Here is a 19,490-nt window from a genome sequence, read left to right on the forward strand (position 1 = left end):
GACAAGCGTTTCGCGGTTTTTGCGATAGACCGCCGGAAGGCGATACCAGGAGATGCCCGGCCGGCGATGATGGAGAACGTGCAGGTTGTTGTAGAGAAACAGCAAGCCGAAGAGATAGCTGTTTTCGACGATGGCGGTGCGTTCCTCATGGCTTTCGGCATATCTGTGCTCAGCATAGGATCTGAGCCGCGTCATCGCAGCACTCGTATAGACGAAACCGAGATAAAGCCAAAGCGGCATGCCGCAGACGACGGTCGCCCAGAAAAGAACGGCGGCGACACCGATGCCGTGCACACCCCATATCCGCCGTCGTCCCGGTTCGTTCGCCCGTACTAGCTGCCCTTCCTGTCCAAGGAAACTCAAAAGCATCACCGCAGGGCCGATGGTCAAACGGCCGAACAGGGTGGTATTCCACCGCGCCAGCGACCTGCCGGTCGCGCCGAGCTGGTCCCAGGTTGCCTTGGTAAAATAGGAGGATTCCGGATCTTCGATCGGATCGGTCAGATATTCGTCGCGATGATGCTCCAGATGGCTTTCCCTATAGATCGGATAAGGCAGCCACAGCGACAGCGGTATCGACCCGATCGCGTCGTTTATCCTTTGGTTTCCCGTTGGATGGCCGTGAATGACTTCGTGCTGAAGGGATCCGTGCCAGGCAATCAGCCAGCCTCCGGCGATCACGGCCATGATCAGCGGCAATGATTGCCACCACCAGGTGAGCGCAAGAAATCCGCCATGGATGACGAGTGCGAGAATGACGGTCGGCCATTCCGTCGAACGCGACGGAAGAATGGTTCCGGCGGCCTGCGAAGTCCTGTCGAGCATGCGTGTGATTTTTCCCCATCAACCACACCAATCTATCGCAGGGCATCAGCGATAGAGAATAATGCCTATCTATTTTATAGACTTATTTGAAAAAATCCGTCTCAATCCGATCGGATTGCTCGCTCGAGTCTAAGGCTTGTCGCCGCGAAGATGGCGTTCAAGGAAGGGCAAATTGTCCTGTCCCCAATAGATCTCGCCATCATAGACATAGGTGGGAAAGCCGAAGACGCCGCTGTCGCGCGCATGCACGCGGTCTGCCGACCATTTGTTCTGGACATCGTCGTCGGCTTGTCGCCGGAGGAGTGTTGCGCCGTCGAAACCCGCTGATGTCACGATCGCCTCGCGCACGTCGGGTTTGCCGATATCCCTCGCTTCGCTCCAGAAGGCATGCTGCAGGGCGCGAGCAACGCCGATCCAATCCTGTCCGTCGAGATAGGCCGCAATCACGAAGAGGGACGCCGGCGTCGGATCGCTCAAATCCGGGCGATGTTCGAGCCGCAGTTCCTTGCCGCGCACGCGCGCCCAGCGCTTGAGGTCCCGCGTCCAGTAAGCGCGCCGGATCTCCGGGCGATTGCGCGAAAAGATACCGCCATTTTCCTCGACCACCGTCGTCAAATAGGGCGTGATGACGACGTCGTTCTTTGCCGCAAGTTCGGCGAAGACGTCGAAGCCGATGTAGGACCAGGGCGAGCCGATAGAAAAGAAGTACTCTACTGATTTGGTCACTGATGCATGTTCCCTACGAGGTGATTGTTCTGGCATCGAATGGTCGACGGCATTTTCAGGAAGCGGATCTAACTTCGGATTGGGCTTTCCATCCGAGTTCCGGTGCGATCAGCGTCACGAAGTCGTGGAGAATCTGGCGATACTCCTCGTGCTCGAACTCGTAAGGGAGCTCCAGCCTCAACTCGCCGACCTCAGGCAAGATCGGATCGGCAAAAAGCTGCGCCAATATCTCGTCCGAGGTGCCGACGACATCACGGGCGAACAGGGTGCGCCGCTCGCCCTGCGGTGAAAGGGTTCGCTCATGACGGCCATCGGCATAGTCTCGATACCGGCGCCGCGTTGCGGCATCGGCGCTATCGAAAGGCACGATGACGCGGCCCAGCGCGACCCGGCGCTGCGTGCCGGCGGCGCGATAGGTTTGGATCAGCCGCGATTGCGCGGTGAAGAAATCATCGGTCCCGTCGCCCGTTATCACATTGCCGGTCAACAGGTTGAAGCCATTGCGGCCGGCCCATTCGGCCGAGCGCTGCGACCCGCCGCCATACCAGATCCGGTCGATCAGGCCCTTGGCATAGGGCTGCAGCCGTGGCCGCTGCGGACCGAAGGGCGTCTTGATCAAGGTCTGCTCGTCGCCGAGATAAGTGCCACGCAGATTGTCGGCAAAKCGCAGCACGCGATCATGCGAGAAATCGTAACCCGTCCAGTCGCCGTCGAAGACAAGCGGAGCGATCAGCTCGGCGTGCAGCGGCCGGCCGGCGCTGACGCCGATATTCAGCCGCCCGCGCGACAGAACATCGACGGTGGCGAGATCTTCGGCCAGCCGGTAAGGGCTCTCGTAACCGATCGGGATGACCGCGGTTCCAAGCTCGATCCGGCTGGTTCGCTGCGTCGCCGCCGCCAGGAAGGCGCTCGCGGAAGAGATTCCAGGCTCCAGGTGCCGCTGCCGGACCCAGGCACTGTCGAAGCCCAGATCTTCGCCATATTGCAGCTGCTCAAGCGTCTGCTCCAAGCCCGACAAAGGATCGCCGTCGGGATAATTGCCGGGTGTGAGGAAGCCGATATGGCTGATGGATATGTTGCCCACGCGTGCCATCCGATGATCAGTATTTCGGCAGGCCGGGCGGGTTGGTCTCGGATGCCGGCAGGGCTTCCTCGGAGAGATGCCAGTGGTCGAGTATCTTCCCGTAGGTGCCGTCCTTGATCAGACCGTTGGTGGCAATGGTGAGCGCATCGGCCAGTCCGCTTCCTTTGCGAGTGGTGATCGCGACGTCCGAGCGATCCGGCCAGCCGGCGCTCAGCGTGCCGACGCGTTTGATGTTCTTGTCGCGCGCGGCGATGAAGACGAGCTGTGCATGCGGCTGGACGATGACATCGGCCCGGCCGGAACGCAGCGCGAGAAGGCTTGCCGCCTCGTCGTCGTAATATTGCAGCTCGATCGGTTTCAGGCCCGCTGCGACATCTTCCTCGCTCCATTTCACCAGGATACGCTCCTGGTTGGTGCCGGCCCCGACAACGATCCTGAGGYCCGCCGCATCCTTGGGCTCCTTGATCGAGGTGATAGGACTGTCGGATTTTACGAAGAAACCATGCAGGCCCTGGCGGTAGGTGGAAAAATCGAATTTTTCCTTGCGCTGCTCGGTGACCCCAACATTGGAGATGACGGCATCATACTTGCCCGAGGCGAGGCCGAGCGGCCAGTCGATCCAGGCGACCGGCACGATCTCCAGTGTCAGGCCAAGGCTGTCGGCGATGGAATAGGCATAATCGGGATCTGCCCCGACCACGGTCTTGGCGTCCGTGGCATAGGTCGCAAGCGGCGGGCCGCCGGGGCTGACGGCGATGGTGAACTTGCCAGGTGTGACGAACTTGAATTCACTGGGGATTGCGGCAATCGCCGCATCGTTCCTGGCGGCGTGAAGCCGGCCTGGCTGCTCTGGGCTGAGGTCGAAATCCTCGGCTGCATGAGCTGCGCCGAAGAAAAGGGCCGACGCCATGGCGGCGATCAGCAGGGTCCGGAATGCCGGAAAGGCAATCATCGTCTTCAATCTCCAAATTGTCAGGCAAGAATGGCCGGCAGCATTGCCGCCGGCCCAATAGGGATCGATCAGGAGCCGCTCTTCGGCAGGCCCGGTGGGTTGGTCTGGGCCTTGTCGATCGCCTCCGGACCGAGGTTCCACGTATCGAGGATCTTCCGGTAAGCACCGCTGGCGATCAAGTCGTTAACGACATCGGTCAAGGGCGCGGCCAGGCCGCTGCCCTTGCGCGTGGTGACGGCAATTTCTGCGGTGATCGGCCAACCGCCGCTGACGGTGCCGACGAGCTTGGTCTTGCCGTTGATCCCCGCCGAATAGGCCTGCGTCGCGTTCACGCTGAAGACCGTGTCTGCTCTGCCCGACTGGACGGCAAGATCCTTGACCGCATCGTCGTCATAATATTGCACCTCGATCGGCTTCAGGCCGGCGGCGACATTCTCACGATCCCATTCCAGCAGGATCTTCTCCTGGTTCGTGCCGGCATCGGTGATGACCTTCAGACCGGCAATATCTTTCGGCTGCTTGATCGAGGTGATCGAGCTGTCGGACTTGACGTAGAAGCCAAGCTCGTCCTTGCGATAGGTCGAGAAATCGAATTTCTCCTTGCGCTCTTCCGTGACCGTCACGTTGGAGATCACCGCGTCGAACTTTCCAGAGGTCAGCCCCAGGGGCCAATCGGCCCAGGCGACGGAAACGAGCTCGAGCTTCAGGCCCAGRCTGTCGGCAATCGCCTGCGCCAGGTCGACGTCGTAACCGATAACCGTCTTGGAATCGGAGGCATAATCATGCAGCGGAAGATTGCCGCTCGAGCTGATGCCGACGGTGAAGACGCCACTTTCGACGAACTTGAAGTCCTTGACTTCGGCAATGCGCTTCTCGTTCTTTTCCACCCGCAGCCGGTTGGGCTGCTCGGGGCTGAGATCGAACTTCTGCTGCGCCTGAGCGGAACCGAAACCGATCGCGGCAATGGTGACGGCTCCCGCTATCAGAAGCCTTGCCCTATCTGTAAATGTCATGCCCCTTCTCCATTTCATCTTTAGGTTGTGGTTATTGTTATTCGGCCGGAGCAGYCCGTCGCGGCCCGGCATTTCGCCAGCGCTATCAGGCGCTAGAGAACCTTGGCGAGGAATTCCCGCGTACGGGGATGTTCCGCTTGTGCGAAGATGCGGGCCGGCGGGCCAGCCTCCAGGATGCGGCCGCTTTCCATGAAGACGACCGTGTCGGCGACTTCGCGGGCAAAACCGACCTCATGGGTGACGATGACAAGCGTCGTGCCGGTGCGGGCAAGTTCCTGGATGACGTCGAGCACTTCGCCGACGAGCTCGGGATCGAGCGCCGAGGTCGGCTCGTCGAAGAGCAGCACCTTCGGGCGGAGCGCCAGTGCGCGGGCGATCGCCACACGCTGCTGCTGGCCGCCGGAAAGCTGGCGCGGATAGGCATTGATCTTGTCGCTGAGGCCGATGCGTGCCAGCAGCTCCTGCGCCAGCTGCACGGCGTCCTCACGGCCGATGCCGCGAACCTGGATCGGTGCCTCGATGAGGTTTTCGAGCACGGTCAGATGCGGGAAGAGATTGAAGCTCTGGAAGACCATGCCGATATCGGCGCGGCGTTTGAGGATATCCTTCTCCTTGAGCTCGTAGAGCGTATCGCCCTTCCTGCTGTAGCCAACGAAATCGCCGTCCACCGAGATGAACCCCTCATCGACACGTTCCAGGTGGTTGATGGCGCGCAGAAGCGTCGACTTGCCCGAACCGGACGGACCGAGGATGGCGGTCACGCTGCCGGCGGGAAGGCTGAGCTCGACATCATCGAGCACTTTCAGCGAGCCGAAGCTTTTGGAAATGCCGTGAATGCGCACCGCGCCGCCTGCGGCCCGCAGCGTCGCCGCATCCTGGAAACCGATCTTGCGCACGGTGTCGGTCACCGTATCGAGGACAGGCAGCGGACGGTGGAAACGCTCGAAAAATGACTGAAAGGGCAACGGCGTCGGATTGCGCACGGCGCCTTTGGAGAAGTAGCGTTCGATATAGCGCTGAGCGATCGACAGCACCGTCATGATGATCAGATACCAGACGGTCGCAACCATCAGCAGCGGAATGACTTCGAGATTGCGGCGGTAGATCACCTGGACCGTATAGAAGAGCTCCGGCAGCGCCAGCACGTAGACCATGGAGGTGCTCTTCGCCAGTCCGATGAGTTCGTTGAAGCCGGTCGGCAGGATCGAGCGCATGGCCTGCGGCAGCACGATGCGGAAGGCCTGGCGGCGGCGCGGCAGACCGAGTGCTGCGGCGGCCTCCAACTGTCCGTGATCCACCGAGAGAATACCGCCGCGCACGATCTCGGCGAAGAAGGCCGATTGGTTGAGCGTCAGGCCGAGAAAGGCGGCGGCAAAGGGCGTCAGCAGCTGCACGGTGGGATAGTCGAGGAAGACTGTATCGGTGAAGGGAATGCCGATCTTGATCGTCTCATAGAGGTAGCCGAGATTGTTCAATATCAGCAGCAGCACGATGACCGGGATTGAGCGCAGCAGCCAGATATAGCCCCAGGAGAGACTGGAGAGAAGCGGCGACTTGGAAACGCGGGCAAGCGCCAGGGCCGTTCCGAGGATGGAGCCGGATATGGCGGCAAGCACGGTCAAAAGCAGCGTCCTGCCGAGACCGACGAGGACTGGTTCGGCAAAGAACCATTCAGCAAAGACGCCCCAACCCCAGCGCGGATTGGTGAAGATGGAATAGAGCACGGCGACGATGACGATGGCAGCAAAGATCGTGCCTGCCAGGCGGCCCGGATGGCGCGCCGGCACGATGCGGTAACGGGAATGATCCTTCGATTCTGCCGTCCTGCTGCCGGCGTCGATGCCGGCGAAATCCGTCGTCAGTGCCATTGTGCTTCCCTTTTATGATTGTCGGTCTTTGCCGTTTTCAGAAATTTGCACCGGCCACGCGCAGGCGCGGTTCGGCATCTTCGTGAGCAGGCTCAGCGAGATGAGTGATGTCCTTCTCGAAGGGCAGGCTCTTGTAGATCTCGGGATCGGCGGATGTGTCGAAGAGAGCGGTGTAGCCGTAGTTCAGATAGAGGCCGACGGCCTCGGGCTGGCGAAAGCCGGTCGTCAGATAGATGCGGGAATAGCCCTGGCGAGCGGCCTGGGCCTCCAGCTCCACCAGCACCTTGCGGGCAAGGCCCTGACGGCGCAGATCGGAGCGCGTCCAGATGCGTTTGAACTCGGCCGTGCGGTCGTCATAGTTCTTGAAGGCACCACCGCCGATGGTTTCACCATCACGGATCAACAGGAGAAAATTGCCCTGAGGCGGCGCAAAAGCCTCAGGAGGATAACGGTTGAGCTCGGCCGCAGCACCTTCGGCATTGAAATAGTTGCCGTAACGGCTGTCGTATTCGTAGATCAATTCATCGATCAGCGGCTTGGCGCGCGGGTCGAGAGGGCTAGTATACAGAAACGTATCGCTCATATCGTTCATCACCCGTTGTCATCAGTGAGGAAGGTTTCGGCGAGCCGCACCCAGTAGCGGGCGGCGGGCGCGATGATCGCGTCGTTGAAATTGTAGTGGGCGCTGTGGAGAGGAGCGCTGTCGCCATTCCCGACGAAGAGATAGCTGCCGGGATTTGCCTGCAGCATGAAGGCAAAATCCTCGCTTGCGGTTCTCGGCCGGAAATCCTTCTCGACCGCCGCGGGGCCGAGTGCGTCGTAGGCGACGTCGCGGGCARAGGCCGTCTCCGCAGCATGGTTGATCAGCGCCGGAAAGCCGAGGCGGTAATTCACATCCGCCTCGGCGCCGAAGCTTTCGGCTTGGGCGCGTGCAAGTGCGGGAATGCGCTCTCGCAACAGCTGGCGGACCGTCTCGCTGAAGGCCCGCATGGTGAGCTTCATCTCCACACTTTCGGGGATGACGTTTGAGGCGGAGCCGGCATGGATCGAGCCGACGGTCGCGACCGCCATATCCTGCGGGTCGACATTGCGCGAGACGACGCTCTGCAGGGCGGTGATAAAGGAGGCCGAGGCGAGCACCGGATCGACGGCGCGGTGCGGTTCGGCGCCGTGGCCGCCCTTGCCGATGATCTTGATCACCGCCTGATCGACCGAGGCCATGGCGGGGCCGCTAACGAAGCCGAATTGTCCCGCGGGAACACCCGGCCAGTTGTGCAGCCCGAAGACCGCATCGACAGGAAACCGTTCGAACAGGCCTTCCGAGATCATCTTGCGGGCGCCGGCGCCGATTTCCTCAGCGGGCTGGAAAATCAGCCGCAACGTGCCGCTGAAATTGCCGCTTTCGGCGAGATAACGCGCGGCAGCGAGCAGGATCGACGTATGCCCGTCATGGCCGCAGGCATGCATGACGCCGGGGTTGCTGCTGGCATAGGCAAGACCAGTTGCCTCCTCGATCGGCAGCGCGTCCATGTCGGCGCGGATGCCGATCCGCTTTTTCCCCTCGCCGCGCCTGAGGGTGGCGACGATGCCGGTTCCGGCAATGCCCGTCGCCACCTCATAGCCCCAGGAGGAAAGGCGGGATGCCACAAGCTTGCTGGTCCTGAGCTCCTGGAACGCAAGCTCCGGATATTGATGCAGATCGTGGCGAAGCGCGATGATCTCGTCGAGATAGGTGGCGATGCCCTTGTCGACAGGATCGTTGCTGCTTGGGTTCTGGGCGATGATGTTCATGACGGTTCGTCGGCGCCTCAGGCGCCGACAGCCTTTCCGCGCTCGACCTGATCTGCGCCCGCCGTGTAGCGKCTTTCACGGAAGGGCAGACCGAGATGGTCGCGCAGCGTCTCGCCCTTCAGGACGGGATCGAAATAGCCGCGCTGCGTGAGGATCGGCAGAACATATCTCGAGAAATCGTCGAAGCCCTCGGCGATGACAGGGAAACCGAGGATGAAGCCATCGGCAGCGCCATGGTCCACCCAGCGGATGATTTCGTCGGCGATATGCTCCGCCGTGCCGATGAAGGGCGTGCGCGGCGTTGCCGAATCAAGCGCGACCTGGCGGAGCGTCAGACCTTTCTCCCGCGCCGTCTTCTTGATGCGGTCGGTGGTGGCGCGGAAATTGTTCCTGCCGATATCGCCGAGTTCGGGGAATGGCGCGTCGAGCGGATAGACGCTGAAATCATGATGATCGAAGAAGCGGCCGAGATAGAGCAGTGCCTCCTCTGTGGTGACGAGGTTGCGAATCGCCTGATACTTGGCTTCCGCCTCTTCCTGCGTCGCACCGACGATCGGCCCGATACCTGGATAGATACCGACTTCCGCGGCACTGCGGCCATGGGCAATCACGCTGTCCTTGAGCTGGCGGTAGAAGGCCTGTGCTTCTTCGAACGGCCCGCCATTGGTGAAGACCGCGTCGGCATGCTTGCCGGCGAGCCTGATGCCGGAATCCGAGGCGCCGGCCTGGAAAACGACGGGTTGGCCCTGCTTGGAACGGCCGATGTTGAGCGGCCCCTCGACGCGGAAGAAACGGCCCTTGTGGTTGAGGCGATGCATCTTCGTCTTGTCGACAAAGACGCCGGTCTCACGATTGCGGACGAAGGCGTCGTCGTCCCAGGAATCCCACAGGCCCTTGATCGCATCGATATAATCCTCGGCGATCTCGTAGCGCAATTCGTGTTCGGGATGTTCGCGGCTGTAATTGCGCCCCGAGCCTTCGAGCGGCGAGGTCACCGCATTCCACCCTGCCCTGCCGCCGCTGATGAGATCGATCGAGGCGAACTGGCGGGCGATGGTGAAGGGATCGCTGTAGGAGGTCGAGACCGTGCCGACGAGGCCGATCTTCGAGGTCGAGGCGGCGAGCGCCGAGAGAATGGCGATCGGCTCGAACCGGTTGAGGAAATGCGGAATGGACTGCTCGTTGATGTAGAGCCCGTCGGCGACGAAGGCGAAAGCGATGCCGGCCGCCTCCGCCTTGCGCGCCGTCTTGACGAAGAAATCGAAATTGACGCTGGCATCCGCCGGTCCGCTTGGGTGTTTCCAGGCATTCATGTGACCGCCGGGACCCTGCAGCATGATGCCGAACGTGACGTGTTTCTGAGTCATGGGATCAATCCTCCTTGGAAACGATCAGGCGACGAGGGAAAGCCGCTCCTTGGCGAGCAGCTCGATGGAAGCCAGGCGCTCGGCAACCGAAAGCGCCGGCGTGTCCAGCACGAACTCCTTGACCCCATAGCGGCGGTGAAGTTCGTCCAGCTCCTTGCGGATCTGCTCCGCCGTGCCATGCAGCACGCTAGGCACCTTCTCCTCGATGCCGTAATCGGTGACGCCGGCCTGGCGGGCGAATTCGGCCGCCTGCTCCTCGCTGCCGACATTGACGGTCTGGCCGTTCGGCAGGAACACCTTGACGATGCGCAGATTGCCGACGCGCTCGCGGGCATAGTCCTCGCTTTCGGAGGCGAAGGCGGCGAGCGCCAGGATCGGGCGCTTGCCGCCGGACGCCCGCTCATAGGCCTCGAAGGTCCTGCGCAGATTGTCAGGATCGCCGTTCAGGTGACCGGCGAAAACGAGTTCCCAGCCCTTCTCGGCAGCGAGTTCGGCGCTTTCGACACTGGCGCCGAGCAGGAAACGCTCAGGCGCAGTCGGCGGGAAAGGCGTTGCCTGCGCGCCGTCGTAATTCGGGTCCGCAGCGAGATATGTGTTGAGATCGGAAAGCTGGCTCGCGAAATCCGGCTTTCTGGCCGGATCGACGGCAAGCTGCAGGGCGCGTGTCGAGAGCGGAAAACCGCCCGGCGCCTTGCCGACACCGAGATCGACGCGGCCGGGCGCAAGCGATGCCAGAAGATTGAAGGTCTCCGCAACCTTATAGGCGCTGTAGTGCTGCAGCATGACGCCGCCGGAACCGATGCGGATCCTCGATGTCCTGGCGAGAAGATAGGCGATCARCGCCTCTGGCGCCGAGCTCGCCAGATTGGACATATTATGATGCTCGGCGACCCAGAAACGGTGATAACCGAGTTCCTCGGCCCGGCCGGCAATCTTTACCGTCGCCCGCAGCGCATCCGCGGCCGTTAGACCCTGTTCGATCGGGCTTTTGTCGAGAAGACTGAGGAGGTAGGTCATGGCACCACGATCCGATCCTTGGTTGCAAAGTGTAGTCTATAAAATCAGTAGACAAACTCAATTATAAGAAATGACATTCTCTTTCGAACGCGTTGCGTGAAAAAAGCGGCCGCACCCAAGATGGAAAATCGGATGCTGCGAATGTGTCTCGCCGCCACTGAAAGGCTTCTTTCAATCGACCACTTGATGGTCTATATTCTGGTCGAAAGGGAGTAGCCGAATGAAGCTGTCAGAACAGGTCAAGCCGATCAGCTATCTCAAGGCGCATGCGCCCGAGATCATCCGGACATTGAAGGATAACCCGCAGCCGGTCGTCATTACGCTTCACGGAGAAGCGAAAGCTATCCTTCAGGACGTCGGCCAATATGAAGAAACCCAGGAGACACTGGCGCTCCTGAAGGTGCTGGCGCTCACCAACCGGCAAATCGAGGAGGGCAAACTGCGCCCTGCTGCGGAATCCTTTGCGCGCATCCGCAAACGTCTGGCGGACAGCCAATCCTGATGCCATATCGTGTTCTTTTCGCCGAGGATGCGGAACGCGACATCGAAGATCTCTATCGCTTTATCGCCGGTCGCGACGGCGCCGAGACGGCAGAGCGCATTCTGACGGAGATCGAGAGCGCCTGCGCCGAGCTTGAAGAATTCCCCGCCCGCGGAAATATTCCGAAGGAGTTGGCGGGGATCGGAATTTCCGAATATCGGGAACTGCACCATAAGCCGTGGCGCATGATCTATCGGATCCTGGGCACGGACGTCGTCGTCTACTGCGTCGTAGACGGACGTCGCGACATGCAGAGTTTTCTGGAGCGAAGGCTCATCCGCGCCTAGCCACACGCTGCCCACACGGAGGCTGAACACTGTCCAACCTTCCGTCCGGCCGGCGCATTTGGCCGCAGAAGCGCCATCAGCATCAAGCCGATCGCGAATTCTCCGTTTTCGCTTCCCTGTCGGTCAAACCCTGGACGGCGAACGCAATGCTCACCGCGCGATTCACGGCCGCCGCAAGAACGGACATGTGGGTCTCRCCGGCATAAAGCTCGAATTCGGTACGCAATCCGTCGGCGGCCCCGTCTAGTCGCTCCGCCATCTCCCGCGCCAGGAGGACAGTCCGCTCCGTCTTCCTCTTCTCCAGACGCGCAGGGGCATCCTCGTTCCGGTACTGGAAGGGTGCCAGCTCATCGCCTTCGTGTTCTCCGGCAGACAAATGCAGGAAGGGTGCATTTCCCGGTATGACTTGACGGCGCGCCTCATTCTTGAGGATTTCACCGTTCTCCCAATAGATGGTCGGGCTGGCCGCAATCCAATTGGCAAACAGACCTGGACGCTCGAACAGGCCATAGAGAGTAAAGAGGCCACCGAAGGAATGTCCGAAAAGCGATCGGCGCATCGGATCCAGGATCACCATCTCTGCAATCCGCGGTATAAGCTCGTTCTCGATGAAATCGAGCAGCTCACCGGTCCCGCCGATGACAACCGGCGGACCGCCCTCAACGAAGGGCGGATAGGATTTAACCGGCGGGGGCCCCAGGTCCCAAGACCGGCGGAGCGGATCATAGGGCTCGTCGCACGGGTAGCCGATCGCCGCGATCACCCCCCAGCCGACATTCGTTCCCGTGGGATAAGGTGCCTGCGTGACCAAGCTGGCAACCGCGAAGGGGAAAGTGGCGTTGCCGTCGGTCATAACGAGAAGCGGCCATCCTTTCGCCGGCGGTCTCTCTGCCGGAATGGAAAGGAATATGCGATAGGGCTCGCCGCCCGCGGCAGGAGCCAGATCGAAAAAACACGTTCCGGGCATCGAATAGACGCTGGTAGGATTAGTCATGAGCATGTTTTCTGATGTTTGAAGAAAGGGACAGGGAAGGGAAACTGATGTCGGTGTGGTTCATGGGCGGGTTTCAGAGCTTTCCAGGTCGGTGCAACTCTTGCTGATATCCCGACTTTCACGAAAGCGCATCATGGCGATCACGGTTCACGTTTACAGAGGCTGATCTAACCTAGTTCCAGGCATGATTTGAAGACCCGGAGCTATCGAGCCGTCGGTCCCGCTGTTCGATGGCCGGCCGCGACATTCAACGCGGGGTGCGACATTCCGGGAGAAGTCCAATAAAGCGCCGCTTATTCCGGCATTGAAGGTCATGAACTCGTGGAGGACGCCTTTGCGGAAAACCTGCTCCTCTCAGGAACTCCCCGGTCGCCCATTTGTTTTACATTCTGCACCACCCGGAAGTTTTCCAAGGTGCAGTCGGCGACAGTGGAACTGATCCATGGACATGACGCGCATCCGAGATCGCATGGTGGAGCACCACGTTACGCGTCGTGGCATTCGCGATCCAAGTGTGACCGAAGCGATGCGCACGGTGCCGCGCGAAAAATTCGTTCCTCCGGGCTCCGAGGAATTCGCCTATGAGGATGCGCCCCTGTCGATCGGCGAAGGCCAGACAATCTCGCAGCCGTTTATCGTGGCTTTGATGCTCGAAAAGGCCAAACTGGATGCCGGCGACACGGTGCTCGAGGTCGGAACAGGTTCCGGCTACGCTTCAGCCCTTCTGAGCCGGATAGCCAGGCATGTCTACTCCATCGAGCGCCATGAAAGACTGGCGCTCGAGGCCAAGGAACGGTTCGAGAAACTGGGATACCGCAACATTGACGTTCGCGTGGGCGATGGCAGCAGGGGCTGGGCGGAAGCCGCCCCCTTCGACGCCATTATTGTTTCTGCAAGCGCACCAGAGGTGCCATCCGCCTTGAGGGAACAACTGGGGCTCGGAGGGCGGCTCATCATCCCGGTCGGCCGCGGTGATGGGCAGCGCCTGAAACGCCTCACGCGCACCGGCGCCACCGCATTCGAGGAAGAAGATCTCGGCGGGGTACTCTTCGTTCCCTTGATCGGCGAAGACGCCTGGACCGCTTCCCATCCGATGTATACGGCGACGGCCCCCTCATTGCCGGGAACGGTTGCCCCCGAGCCAAGCTCTCCGCAAGACGTACAGGGAGGGGGAATCGGAAAGATAGACGCATTGCCCACGCTGCCGGAAGGTGTGCTCGATCATAGCGAATTTCAGCAACGGTTCTGGGCTGTTCAACGTTTTTCCTGGATCGTTTTTACGCTTCTTCTGCTGACCTGCTTGCTGGGTCTGCTTGGAAGAGGCGGTCCGTTTTCGCGGCAAACACTCATACTGCCCGAAGGGTCCGTGGACTTTCCCGTCATCTCCCGATGGAATGCTCCCGAGGATATGACGGTGACCTTCACGCCGTCGTCCGAAGACAGGATATTCACGATAGATCCCGCCTTTCTTCAAACCTTTTCGATCCAAGGCGTCGACCCGCCCCAAAAAGCGACCTTCGCGCGCGCGGGCCGGATAGGCTACGTGTTCCCCGCCGACCCGGCAGGGCCGACGCAGATCGTCTTCCGTCTGCAAACGCAACTCCCCGGCCCTCTTCGCGCCACCATTGGCATGGGCGGGGAGACCCGCACCCAATCCACTTTCATCTTTCCATGAGGACAGCACGGTGGATGCGGTATTACGCGGACTGGCAATCTATTTCACCCTGCTCGTGATCATCCGCTTGTCGGGAAGACGGACATTGGCCCAGATGACACCGTTCGATCTGGTGATCGTGCTGGTGATCTCCGAAACCACCCAGCAGGCGATGCTAGGCGATGACTTCTCGATCACCAACGCCGTCATCTTGATCCTCACACTGTTTACGACCGACATCGGCCTGTCTTACGTGAAGAGGTGGTGGCCTCGCGCAGCTCATATCATCGATGGCGTTCCAACCATTCTGGTGACGGATGGCGTCTACGACGAACGCGCGCTCAGAGGCGCCCGGCTGCAGAAGGAAGACGTCATGCAAGCGGCTCGAAGCCAGGAAGGCATCGAGAGCGTGGGGGAGATAAAATTTGCGATCCTCGAAGTAAGCGGCAACATCAGTATCATCAAGAAGCAGAAATCCGGCTGACAATTGACGACGAAGGAGACATCCAGAGTTAAGGGCATGAACTCTCTACCATTTTTGAGTTGATAGCCGCTTGGAATGCGCGTCAGAAGGATAGGTCGAGCACCCTGCCCTCGAACAGACGGTCCCGGGAGCCTTCGAGATGCGCCTTCATCAGTCTTTGTGCATCGTCAGGCCGGCCATCGGCGATCGCCTTGTAGATGGCGTTGTGCTCTTCGTAGACCTGTTCCAACCCTTGGCGAGGGCCGAGCAAAGAGAGACCGTGGAGATGCATGCCTACTGCGATATGGGCCTTCAGCGCATCGATCGAGGCCGTGTAATAATGATTGTTGGCAGCCTCCGTCACCGCGCGGTGGAAGAGAAAATCGGCGTCGGTGCGATGAAGCTGGTGGCTGGTCGCCTCACGCAGATCCGCAAGCGCGCTGGCGATCTTCTGAATGGCCTGCTCATTGCGGCGTTTTGCGGCAAAATAGGCCGCCGCCGGCTCGATCGTCAGGCGGAACTCGTAGCAGCGCTGGATGTCGGCGATCGTCTTGACCGGTGAATAGGCAAGCTGCGTCGTCGGCGATCCATGCGCACTGACGAAGGTGCCGGCGCCCTGCCGGGCATAGACCATGCCCTGATCGCGCAGGCGCGCCAGCGCATCGCGGACGATCGGCCGCGACACACCCAGCATCGAGGCAAGCTCATGCTCGCCGGGAAGGCGGGAATCCGGCGGATAATTTCCGCCGCGGATACGCTCGAGCAACTGGTCGAAGACGCGATCGACCAGCTTGACGGCCTTGCCGCGTTCGGGCTTGCCCGGTGGGCCGGCTTCCGCGTTCAAAGATTCGCCATTCACTTCAGCCACGTCATTCTCCCCGGCGGTATCTTACTATGCCGCCCGATTCCAAAGAACCAGTCTTAGCAAACTATCGGGATTGCCGAAGCCCCCCGACTTCACGGCGCACCGAAAATGCCGCCCGTCGGCTGCCGTGACTTCGAACCACGGCACGCCAGCTTCGATTTCGCCCTTCGGCACCAGCACCCTGACATCAAGCGCCTGGAAAACGGCAAGCGCTGTATCGCCGCCTCCGACCATCAGCATGTCAGGCCTGGTATCGTCGATGGCCGTTTTGACGCCAGCCGCAAAATGGCGGGCGACAAGTGCCGGATCGGTTGCCATATCGCCGGTGCAGCGCAGCAACGCCGGCAGCGCCATGCCCTCCCCGCCTTCGACCTGCCCCATCGGCGCGTCAACCACCATACGCAGAACGCCCGAGGCTTCGAGCCGGTCCATCTGGGTAGCGGTAATCGGGTCGCGCGAGCCAAAGGCGAACAGGGTACGCCGGGTCGCCGCAAACTCCGGCACCGATTGCCGCCCCGTCTCGCCGAGTTGACGGGCAAGTGCGGAACCCAGACCCCGTGCGCCGACCGCAAGCGTCAGCCGCCAGTCATGATCGGCAACGATCTGGTCGAGATCACTATCGTCCTCCGCATCGGCAACGGCAACATTGCCCGCACGGCCCTCGAACAGATCGGCGATCGGCAGTGGCTTGTCGACGCCGCGGCCGACGACACAGCCTCTACAGGTCACACGCTCCTGATCGGGAATGGCGGGCGCCACGAGGATAGTCTCCATGCCGAGCGCATCGGCCAGCGCCAGGCTTTCCGCCGCGACATTGCCCTTCAGCCGGGAGTCGATCTTCTTCATCACGACCGCGGGCTTCACGCCACGAAGTGCCGCGGTCGCGAAGCGGACCCTCTCGGCAGCTTCCGGTTCGCCGAGCGCGCGAGAGGCGATATTGATAACAACAACGTCACAGCCTGTGGCGATCGCATCCTCTGCGGCCTCGACATCGACGGCGACCGCAACCGAAAGGCCGGCTTCGACGAAGGGCGTTCCGGTATCGAGCGCACCCGTCAGATCATCGGCGACGATAACGGCCTTCAGCGTCATGCGGTCTGTCCGGTGTTGACGGCGTGACAGGCGACGAGGTGGCCGGGCTTCGCCTCCTTCCACGCGGGAATGACCTTGCTGCAGACATCCATGGCGATTGGGCAGCGCGTGTGGAAACGGCAGCCCGACGGCGGGTTCAGCGGGCTCGGCACGTCACCCTGCAGGATCTGGCGCTGACGTGTGCGCTCATGCTCGGGATCGGTCTCCGGAACGGCCGACAGCAGCGCCCTGGTATAGGGATGCAGCGGATTGTCGAAGAGTTCCTCGCGGGTGGCAAGTTCGGCGAGCCGCCCGAGATACATGACGCCGACGCGGGTGCTGATGTGGCGCACGACGGCGAGATCATGGGCGATGAAGAGATAGGTCAGCCCGTATTTGTCCTGCAGATCGAGCAGCAAGTTGATGATCTGGGCCTGGATCGACACGTCGAGCGCCGAAATCGCCTCGTCGCAGACGATGAATTTCGGCTGGCAGGCGAGCGCGCGGGCAATGACGACGCGCTGGCGCTGTCCGCCGGAAAGCTCGTGGGGGTAACGCTGGGCAAACCGCGTGGACAGGCCGACATCGGTGAGCAGCGTCGCCACCCTCTCCTTCAGTTCCGCCTTGGTGCAAAGCTTGTGGAAGAGGATCGGCTCGCCGATCGCCTCGCCCACCGTCATGCGCGGATTGAGTGTCGAATACGGGTCCTGGAAGACGATTTGGAGGTCACGGCGGAAGGGCCGCATCTGTTTTTCATCGAGCGTCGCGAGATCCTGGCCCTTGTAGACGACCTTGCCGCTGGTCGCCTTGTAGAGGTTGAGAATGGTGAAACCGGTCGTCGACTTGCCGCAGCCGGATTCGCCGACCAGGCTCAGCGTCTCGCCTTCCATGATGTCGAGATTGACATTGTCGAGCGCATAGACGGTCGCCGAACGCTCACCGAAGGCGCCGAGCTTGACGTGGAAATGCTTGACCAGGTTTTCGACCTTGAGCAGCGGTTGAGCACCCATCATGCGGCCTCCTGCATTCTCTGGACGACGAAACAGGCAGCGCGGTGATTGCTGCTGCCGCTCAGCGGTTCGAGCTGCGGCACCTTTTCGTGGCAGATGTTTTCGGCAAGCGGGCAGCGCGGCGCAAACGGACAGCCCTTCGGCCGGCGGCCAGGCTCCGGCGGCGTACCGCCGATCGAGCTCAGCCGGCTTGCCGGCGGGTCCGAGAGCTTCGGGATCGATGACAGCAGGCCGCGCGTATAGGGATGGCTCGGCCGGGCATAGAGTTCGTCGACCGGCGCATCCTCGACCACCGTGCCGGCATAGAGGACGGCGACGCGATCGACGAGGCCGGCGATCAGCGCCAGGTCATGGGTGATCCAGACGACCGACATGCCGAGCTTGGTCCTGAGATCCTTCACCAGATCGACGATCTGGGCCTGAATGGTGACGTCGAGCGCCGTCGTCGGTTCGTCGGCAATCAAAAGCTTCGGATTGCAGGCAAGGCCGATTGCGATCATCACGCGCTGGCGCATGCCGCCGGAAAGTTCGTGTGGATAGGCCTGCAGGCGCTCTTCCGGGCCAGGAATACCGACAAGGCGCAGAAGCTCAACCGCACGTCTGCGGGCCTCCGCCTTTTTCATTCCGCGGTGATAGATCAGCGGCTCGCAGATTTGGTCACCGACGCGCATCACCGGATTGAGCGAGGTCATCGGATCCTGGAAGACGAAGCCGATCTCGCCGCCGCGCACCTTGCGCAGCTCTCTATTCGACATCGTCTGCAGGTCGCGGCCGTCGAATGTGGCCGATCCCTTGGTGACTTTGATCTTGTTTGGCAGGAGCCGCATCAGGCTGAGCATCGTCAGGCTCTTGCCGCAGCCGGACTCACCGACGACGCCAAGGGTCTCGCCCCTGTCGACATGGAGATCGATGCCGTCGACGACGATGGCGGGGCCGTTGCGGCCATCGATTTCGACTGTGAGGCCCCTGACATCGAGCAGGCGGTTGGTGTTTTTCGTGTCCATCATTTGCTGCCCCGCGGATTGAGCGCGTCGTTGAGACCGTCGCCAAGGAAGCTGAAGGCAACCGAGGCAAGGCCGAGCACGGCCGCCGGAGCGGCGAGAAGGTGGGGATAATGTTGCCAAACACGCAGGCCGTCCGAGATCATGTTGCCCCAGCTCGGCGTCGGCGGATTGACCCCGACGCCAAGGAAGCTGAAAGCACTTTCCAGCACCATCGCCGTACCGAGACCGGCGCTGACCGAGACGATCAAGGGCCCCAGCGCGTTCGGAATGACATAACGCTTGATGATGATCCAGTTCGATAGGCCGAGCGCCTGGGCCGCGGTGATATAGGGCCGGCTGCGGATCGACAGCACCTGGGCGCGGACGAGACGGGCGTAAGGCGGCCAGGAGATCAGCGCCATCGACCCGAAGACGAGAATGAAATCCACCCACATAGTTTCGCGGTAGAAGGGATTGAGGGTCGCGAGGTAACGCGCCTCCATCCATTTGCTGATTGGTGACTTCAACGACGCGTTGATGACGACGACGAGCAGCAGGTTGGGAACCGACATCGTTACGTCGGTTAGCCACATGATGGCGCGATCGAACGGATTGCCGAAGAAACCGGCGACGGCACCGAGCACGAGACCGATCAGCACGGCAAAGACGGTGACGATGACGGCGACGAGGAAAGCGGTGCGCGTGCCGAAGACCACACGGCTGAAGACGTCGCGGCCGAGATCGTCGGTTCCGAAGAGGTGGCTCATCGACGGCAGGACGTTTCGGGCGTTGAGATCCTGGCTCAGATAATCATAAGGCGTGAGGTAAGGCCCGAAGATCGCCGTGAAGGCGAGGATCACGACGACGACAAGGCCGAAGATGGCGAGCCGGTTGCGCTTCAACCGATACCAGGCGTCGCGCCACAGGCTGACCGGCTCTTCGACGGTTTCGATGGTGGAAAGAGGGATGGCGGACATGG

General features: G+C 61.2%; 20 protein-coding genes. 4 read left to right on the forward strand and 16 right to left on the reverse strand.

Going from position 1 to position 19,490, the window contains the following annotated elements; translation table 11 throughout:
* From AC1D1Z_RS21035 to AC1D1Z_RS21080, 10 genes are all read right to left on the reverse strand, one after another.
* A partial coding sequence (locus AC1D1Z_RS21035; protein WP_477851636.1) for a fatty acid desaturase occupies positions 1 to 825 on the reverse strand: 825 nt, incomplete at its 3' end.
* 129 nt (positions 826 to 954) lie between these two features.
* Positions 955 to 1,551, reverse strand: a complete 597-nt coding sequence (locus AC1D1Z_RS21040; RefSeq protein ID WP_018246690.1) for a 2-hydroxychromene-2-carboxylate isomerase — start codon at positions 1,549 to 1,551, stop codon at positions 955 to 957.
* Positions 1,552 to 1,606: 55 nt separating this feature from the next.
* Positions 1,607 to 2,644 (reverse strand): LLM class flavin-dependent oxidoreductase, encoded by a 1,038-nt coding sequence (locus tag AC1D1Z_RS21045; protein ID WP_018246689.1) that lies wholly within the window; start codon positions 2,642 to 2,644, stop codon positions 1,607 to 1,609.
* Between the two features lie 7 nt (positions 2,645 to 2,651).
* Positions 2,652 to 3,587 (reverse strand): ABC transporter substrate-binding protein, encoded by a 936-nt coding sequence (locus tag AC1D1Z_RS21050; RefSeq protein WP_477851637.1) that lies wholly within the window; start codon positions 3,585 to 3,587, stop codon positions 2,652 to 2,654.
* Positions 3,588 to 3,655: 68 nt separating this feature from the next.
* Positions 3,656 to 4,600: an ABC transporter substrate-binding protein gene (locus tag AC1D1Z_RS21055; RefSeq protein WP_065277360.1), complete on the reverse strand. Its 945-nt coding sequence runs from the start codon at positions 4,598 to 4,600 to the stop codon at positions 3,656 to 3,658.
* Between the two features lie 92 nt (positions 4,601 to 4,692).
* The gene (locus AC1D1Z_RS21060) at positions 4,693 to 6,468 is read right to left on the reverse strand and encodes an amino acid ABC transporter permease/ATP-binding protein (protein ID WP_131647031.1); all 1,776 of its coding nucleotides are present in this window, start codon (positions 6,466 to 6,468) and stop codon (positions 4,693 to 4,695) included.
* A gap of 37 nt (positions 6,469 to 6,505) precedes the next feature.
* Positions 6,506 to 7,063: a GNAT family N-acetyltransferase gene (locus tag AC1D1Z_RS21065; protein ID WP_026230616.1), complete on the reverse strand. Its 558-nt coding sequence runs from the start codon at positions 7,061 to 7,063 to the stop codon at positions 6,506 to 6,508.
* Positions 7,060 to 8,259 (reverse strand): M20 aminoacylase family protein, encoded by a 1,200-nt coding sequence (locus tag AC1D1Z_RS21070; RefSeq protein WP_477851638.1) that lies wholly within the window; start codon positions 8,257 to 8,259, stop codon positions 7,060 to 7,062. The genes AC1D1Z_RS21065 and AC1D1Z_RS21070 overlap by 4 nt, the downstream gene beginning before the upstream one ends.
* 17 nt (positions 8,260 to 8,276) lie before the next feature.
* Positions 8,277 to 9,626, reverse strand: a complete 1,350-nt coding sequence (locus AC1D1Z_RS21075; protein WP_477851639.1) for an LLM class flavin-dependent oxidoreductase — start codon at positions 9,624 to 9,626, stop codon at positions 8,277 to 8,279.
* Between the two features lie 24 nt (positions 9,627 to 9,650).
* Positions 9,651 to 10,643: an LLM class flavin-dependent oxidoreductase gene (locus AC1D1Z_RS21080; protein WP_131647033.1), complete on the reverse strand. Its 993-nt coding sequence runs from the start codon at positions 10,641 to 10,643 to the stop codon at positions 9,651 to 9,653.
* Between the two features lie 220 nt (positions 10,644 to 10,863).
* Here AC1D1Z_RS21080 and AC1D1Z_RS21085 point away from each other — a divergent pair, with 220 nt between their 5' ends.
* Both AC1D1Z_RS21085 and AC1D1Z_RS21090 read left to right on the forward strand, forming a co-directional pair.
* Positions 10,864 to 11,145 carry a type II toxin-antitoxin system Phd/YefM family antitoxin gene (locus AC1D1Z_RS21085; protein ID WP_018246682.1) on the forward strand — a complete coding sequence of 94 codons (282 nt, stop codon included), beginning with the start codon at positions 10,864 to 10,866 and terminating at the stop codon, positions 11,143 to 11,145.
* Positions 11,145 to 11,471, forward strand: a complete 327-nt coding sequence (locus AC1D1Z_RS21090; protein WP_131647034.1) for a type II toxin-antitoxin system RelE/ParE family toxin — start codon at positions 11,145 to 11,147, stop codon at positions 11,469 to 11,471. The genes AC1D1Z_RS21085 and AC1D1Z_RS21090 overlap by 1 nt, the downstream gene beginning before the upstream one ends.
* 82 nt (positions 11,472 to 11,553) lie before the next feature.
* Here the strand turns inward: AC1D1Z_RS21090 and AC1D1Z_RS21095 are convergent, their stop codons facing one another.
* Positions 11,554 to 12,465, reverse strand: a complete 912-nt coding sequence (locus tag AC1D1Z_RS21095) for an alpha/beta hydrolase (protein ID WP_131647035.1) — start codon at positions 12,463 to 12,465, stop codon at positions 11,554 to 11,556.
* 442 nt (positions 12,466 to 12,907) lie between these two features.
* Between AC1D1Z_RS21095 and AC1D1Z_RS21100 the strand changes: the two genes are divergently transcribed.
* Both AC1D1Z_RS21100 and AC1D1Z_RS21105 read left to right on the forward strand, forming a co-directional pair.
* Complete coding sequence (locus AC1D1Z_RS21100; protein WP_131647036.1) at positions 12,908 to 14,140, forward strand: protein-L-isoaspartate(D-aspartate) O-methyltransferase; 1,233 nt, start codon at positions 12,908 to 12,910, stop codon at positions 14,138 to 14,140.
* Between the two features lie 10 nt (positions 14,141 to 14,150).
* Positions 14,151 to 14,603: a DUF421 domain-containing protein gene (locus tag AC1D1Z_RS21105; RefSeq protein ID WP_047620416.1), complete on the forward strand. Its 453-nt coding sequence runs from the start codon at positions 14,151 to 14,153 to the stop codon at positions 14,601 to 14,603.
* An 82-nt stretch (positions 14,604 to 14,685) separates the two neighbouring features.
* Here AC1D1Z_RS21105 and AC1D1Z_RS21110 read toward each other — a convergent pair whose 3' ends face one another.
* From AC1D1Z_RS21110 to AC1D1Z_RS21130, 5 genes are read right to left on the reverse strand one after another with little or no spacing between them, the layout of a single operon-like run.
* A complete protein-coding gene (locus AC1D1Z_RS21110) occupies positions 14,686 to 15,450 on the reverse strand; it encodes a FadR/GntR family transcriptional regulator (protein ID WP_003549481.1) in 765 nt (254 codons plus the stop codon).
* Between the two features lie 24 nt (positions 15,451 to 15,474).
* Entirely contained in the window at positions 15,475 to 16,539 is a 1,065-nt protein-coding gene (locus AC1D1Z_RS21115) for a four-carbon acid sugar kinase family protein (RefSeq protein WP_131647037.1), read from the reverse strand.
* On the reverse strand, positions 16,536 to 17,528 hold the full coding sequence (locus AC1D1Z_RS21120) for an ABC transporter ATP-binding protein (protein ID WP_130654233.1): 993 nt from the start codon (positions 17,526 to 17,528) through the stop codon (positions 16,536 to 16,538). Before AC1D1Z_RS21120 ends, AC1D1Z_RS21115 begins: the two co-directional genes overlap by 4 nt.
* The gene (locus AC1D1Z_RS21125) at positions 17,528 to 18,535 is read right to left on the reverse strand and encodes an ABC transporter ATP-binding protein (RefSeq protein WP_018246675.1); all 1,008 of its coding nucleotides are present in this window, start codon (positions 18,533 to 18,535) and stop codon (positions 17,528 to 17,530) included. The genes AC1D1Z_RS21120 and AC1D1Z_RS21125 overlap by 1 nt, the downstream gene beginning before the upstream one ends.
* Entirely contained in the window at positions 18,532 to 19,488 is a 957-nt protein-coding gene (locus AC1D1Z_RS21130; RefSeq protein WP_018246674.1) for an ABC transporter permease, read from the reverse strand. The genes AC1D1Z_RS21125 and AC1D1Z_RS21130 overlap by 4 nt, the downstream gene beginning before the upstream one ends.
* Between the last annotated feature and the right edge of the window lie 2 nt (positions 19,489 to 19,490).

Source organism: Rhizobium sp. P1_E1 (assembly GCF_056406015.1).